The following is a 3,730-nucleotide window of genomic DNA, read 5'->3' as shown; positions in this document are numbered from 1 at the left end:
CACGCAGGTCGATTGGGGTCCGAACGGCGAGGTGGTGATGCCCGGCGCTGGAATGACGCGACCGGGCGAGTTATGCATCCGCCTCAGAGCAGCCGGCGCAACTCCATTGCCGAACTGGTTCGCAGCGGCGTTGACGCCTGGGCGAGGTCGGCGTTCTTTGTCAGCGCAGAATTCTCCGGATGACTGGTTTTGGCCGAGGCTGTGTGAAAACGCGTGTCGGGCCCTCGGTTTGAAGGTCCGCCCAGAAATCGACCGCTCAGATCGGCCTACAACGCACGATCTCGATGCGAGCAAGGGTTGAAGCACCCCGGCAAAATTCGTCTATCGACGTTTCACACAGCCTCGGCCGATACCGGAAGTCTAGCCCGACACCCCGAGTATTTCTCAGCGATGGCCAAGCCGGAATTTGATCGCCGCACAGGCGTCGCCGTCGCCGCCGTCGCGCTGGCAATTCGGCGCTGGCTTGGTCGCCGATTTTCACAGCATGGCCATGCATTGCCCAGACGAAAAAAGCCCGCCCCGAAGGGCGGGCAACAGATAGGCGCAAGTGCCCGCAACAGCAACGCCTGCCCGTGCCAGGCCTGCCCGCCTGGCGCCGCACATGAACATACGGCGCTTTTACTATCCCCTGTGGATCGCGATCGCGCTGTAGGAAGGCGAGCCCCTTGGCTGGGCCATGGGCCCATATCACCGCGAGTCCATCGTCCTACAAGCGGCGGCAACCACTGTGCTGCCGCGAACTATCAGGAACCACGAGGGTAGTAGGGTCGCCGGGCCCGAGAACCCGCAGGGGCGCACGCTCAGCGCAGCAACCCGCCCCGCTGGCAGGGTGCGGCGCGACCACATCGGCCGCGTGGGGGTTGACCAACGGCCTGCGCCATGAACTGCTGGCCCAGGGCACACAGGTGCTGTGGATGCACATGGCTTTGTGGACACCGACCGGACCACAGGGCTCGACATTCCCAAGCAGACCCCCGAGGCCGTGGTGAAGGCGGCTCTCGACGCCCTGGAGGCAGGCGCCAGCGAGGTCATGGCGGACGATTTCACCCGGTCTGTGAAGGTCAGCCTGCCTGCCATCCCCGGGAGCTGCATGCCGCAGGGCTGACCGATTTACGGCTGGCCGGTATGGGCCTCCAGGTCCTGCGGCAACTGCACCCAGGGCAGGCGCCGCTGCGTCCAGATCTGCCGCTGGGGCGTGCCCAGCCCGTGCCGCTGGCGAATCGCCCCGGTGCGCAGCGAATAGGCCGTGGGCGACTCCACCGCGCAGGCGTACAGCGGCGTGCCGCAGTGCTCGCAGAAGGCCATCAGCCGCCGGACGCCGCTGTCGGCGGTCTTGACGTAGGTGCGTGGCCTGCCCTTCACCAGCCGAAACGTGGCTGCTGGCGCGGAGATGTTGGCGCGAAAGGCCGAACCGGAGTGGACTTGGCAGTCCGTGCAGTGGCAGATGGTCATGCTGCCCGGCTGGACTTCGGCTTCGTACGCGATGGCGCCGCAATGGCATTGTCCTTGGACCTGCATGGGGGCTCTCCTGGCAAGGGTCGTTGTCAAGCGGGCCATTGTGCCCAGAGTGGGACACCCCTGCATGCAACAGCCGCCGCTTGGTTCCCCGCCAATTCGCCAGAAGAAGCCGGTTTACACCGCCTTTCATGCGCCAATGGCGCTGGCCCGATGGGCGGAAAATACCAGGGTCCGTCTGCGTACCAGCCATTGCCAGCCCGCCAACCGTACGCCGACCATGGTTTGTGTTGTGAACGACGCAAGCTCACACTGCGGGCCCCCACCGATACCCCTGTTGGAACCATGCCCGTGCGCCGCCTTGCCCTGATCCTTGCCTTCATCCTGTGGAACGCCCTGGGCGCTGCCGCCCATGCCGGCGACCGGTGCCGGGGCGATTGCCAGGGCGCAGGGCTGGCGGTGCTGGTCCTGATGCCCCTGCCCCTCATCCTGGCCTACTTCTGGGGCCGCAGGACGGACGGACCCGACCTGGGCCAGATCCTGGCCTATGTCATCCAGGGCGGCGTCATCGGCCTGTGCGCAGCGTACGCGCTGCTGGGCCTGGGTGCGCCGCGCTGGGCCGCATGGATGGCGATCTGCATCGCCGAATATGCAATCTTCGCGATGCGCATCCATCCCCGGCGGCATGTCAAAACCTGACATTGCCGCCTGGCTGGTCAGCGGTCAGGTCCACCCTCCAGCAGCCGACGCTCCAGCGCGGCCTCCAACTGGCCCAGCGCCAGGGGCGCCGCATCGCGGCTGCCTTCGACCCAGGCGACTTCGCGTTCGCAATCTACCCGTGCCGCCAAGCCGGGGCGCGGCTGGTCACCCGGGTACTTGCGCAGAAACATGCGCACTTCGCTGCCGGTCCAGGTGGATCCATCGACGGACCAGGACGACGCGAACGGCTGGAACAGCACCCGGCCACTGGCGGTGTGGCGCAGTTGCGGCGTGTACACCCAATGGGAATTGCGTGCCTCCCAGGGCTCGACCTGGAGCTCGAAGCGTCCGTCTGCCGAGGCCGATTGGTGTTCGTAGGCCATGGGGCGTTGTCCTTGTGTTGCATGCCAGGGGCCGATTCTGGCCGATGGCCCCCTGCGCAGGCTTGCACGTGCCCGAAGAGTGGCCGCCTCTGGCGGACACACCGAGGCGCGAAGCGCCTCAGGGGGTGTTTCACTTCATGCGGCTGCGGCCACCCACTGCCACGGCCCCTTGCCGCCGTACAGGTAGTTGCGCACGGCCTGAGCAGAGTTGCCGACGGCGGACATGGCCTCCAGGAGGTCGGCCTCCGAGCAGTCTAGCGACTTCATCCATTCGGACAGGCCGCTCTCCTGCGTGACGATGATGAGGTGCGAATCACCGAGGACGGTTTTCTGACGGCTTGGCATGGCAGCTCCTTGGTTCGGGGAGGGGGTGACCATCACGTGGCTGGTGATGCATGGTCGCAAAGGCGGTGGCCCGGCATCGTAGGAAAAGCACCCGTTCGGGCCACGGTCCCGAGCGCGGACAAAACAGACCGCTCCATGCCGCCGTCTTCAATCATCCGGGCATGGGAATGAACCCGGCCGCCACAGCGCGGGCTCCGTCGAACACGGGCTCCTGCCCCTCGAACTGCATGCGCGGGTCGGCGGTGAAGCGCGCCATGCCGGCATCACGGGCCGCCTTGTCGGCCCACTCCGCCCAGGAGACCACCACGGTCTCGCCCTCCCTGGCGCCGGCCGCTGCCCGAAAGCTTCCGTACTGCACGGGTTCACCGCCATCACCGCCGGCCCGCGCCGACTCGCCGTGGTAGCTCGCGGCCTCGGGCCCCGCCTCGTCGAGCCAGCAATCCATGGTGCGAAGGACGCCGTACTCCCGGAGCACCTGGGCCGAGAAGGCGGCCAGGCGCTCGTAGGCGGCCTTGTTGGCAAGGGGCACGGGGACGAGATAGCAGTCAATGTAGGTCATGGCATGGCGGCAGCGGCAGCGTGGTGAAAATCGCCAGCTTAGGGAGGTTCGCTGTGCCATGTGGTCAGGGATTGCAACGCTGTGTGCCGAGGGCGTTTCTCCTTCGTCTCGGTCTTCTTTCTTTCTGCATGCTTTTGCTGAGGGCGGAGGCGGGAGTGTCAGATTTTTTGTGTTCAAGGCGGTGAAGCTGCTTGTCTAAGCAGCGGACTTGATGAAGCGATCCGCATAGAGGATCGCAAACTGGTTCATCGCACTCTTCCAATCTGGCGCAGCGCGCCCCCACTCTGCC

General features: G+C 66.1%; 5 protein-coding genes and 1 pseudogene. 2 read left to right on the top strand and 4 right to left on the bottom strand.

The genetic code is table 11. The annotated features are described in order from the left end of the window. Window positions 1-821: 821 nt before the first annotated feature. A pseudogene (locus tag ACK59X_RS15320) lies at window positions 822-1,105 on the top strand (short-chain dehydrogenase); the annotation flags it as partial. Between the two features lie 5 nt (window positions 1,106-1,110). On the opposite strand, the gene ACK59X_RS15315 reads toward ACK59X_RS15320, so the two are convergent. After that, window positions 1,111-1,518, bottom strand: a complete 408-nt coding sequence (locus ACK59X_RS15315; protein ID WP_409958432.1) for a GFA family protein — start codon at window positions 1,516-1,518, stop codon at window positions 1,111-1,113. 288 nt (window positions 1,519-1,806) lie between these two features. Here ACK59X_RS15315 and ACK59X_RS15310 point away from each other — a divergent pair, with 288 nt between their 5' ends. Beyond that, entirely contained in the window at window positions 1,807-2,154 is a 348-nt protein-coding gene (locus tag ACK59X_RS15310) for a hypothetical protein (protein ID WP_409958430.1), read from the top strand. 17 nt (window positions 2,155-2,171) lie between these two features. On the opposite strand, the gene ACK59X_RS15305 is transcribed toward ACK59X_RS15310, so the two are convergent. The 3 genes from ACK59X_RS15305 to ACK59X_RS15295 form a co-directional block, all read right to left on the bottom strand. Continuing rightward, a complete protein-coding gene (locus ACK59X_RS15305) occupies window positions 2,172-2,537 on the bottom strand; it encodes a hypothetical protein (protein WP_409958428.1) in 366 nt (121 codons plus the stop codon). Between the two features lie 135 nt (window positions 2,538-2,672). Continuing rightward, a complete protein-coding gene (locus tag ACK59X_RS15300) occupies window positions 2,673-2,882 on the bottom strand; it encodes a DUF3606 domain-containing protein (protein WP_409958426.1) in 210 nt (69 codons plus the stop codon). Between the two features lie 151 nt (window positions 2,883-3,033). Beyond that, window positions 3,034-3,441, bottom strand: a complete 408-nt coding sequence (locus tag ACK59X_RS15295) for a DUF1428 domain-containing protein (RefSeq protein WP_409958424.1) — start codon at window positions 3,439-3,441, stop codon at window positions 3,034-3,036. Window positions 3,442-3,730 lie beyond the last annotated feature (289 nt).

This window comes from Acidovorax sp. (genome assembly GCF_046339755.1).
Lineage (GTDB): Bacteria > Pseudomonadota > Gammaproteobacteria > Burkholderiales > Burkholderiaceae_C > Acidovorax.
The sequence above is the reverse complement of the archived record's forward strand: the minus strand, read 5'-3'. Positions and strand labels throughout refer to the sequence as shown.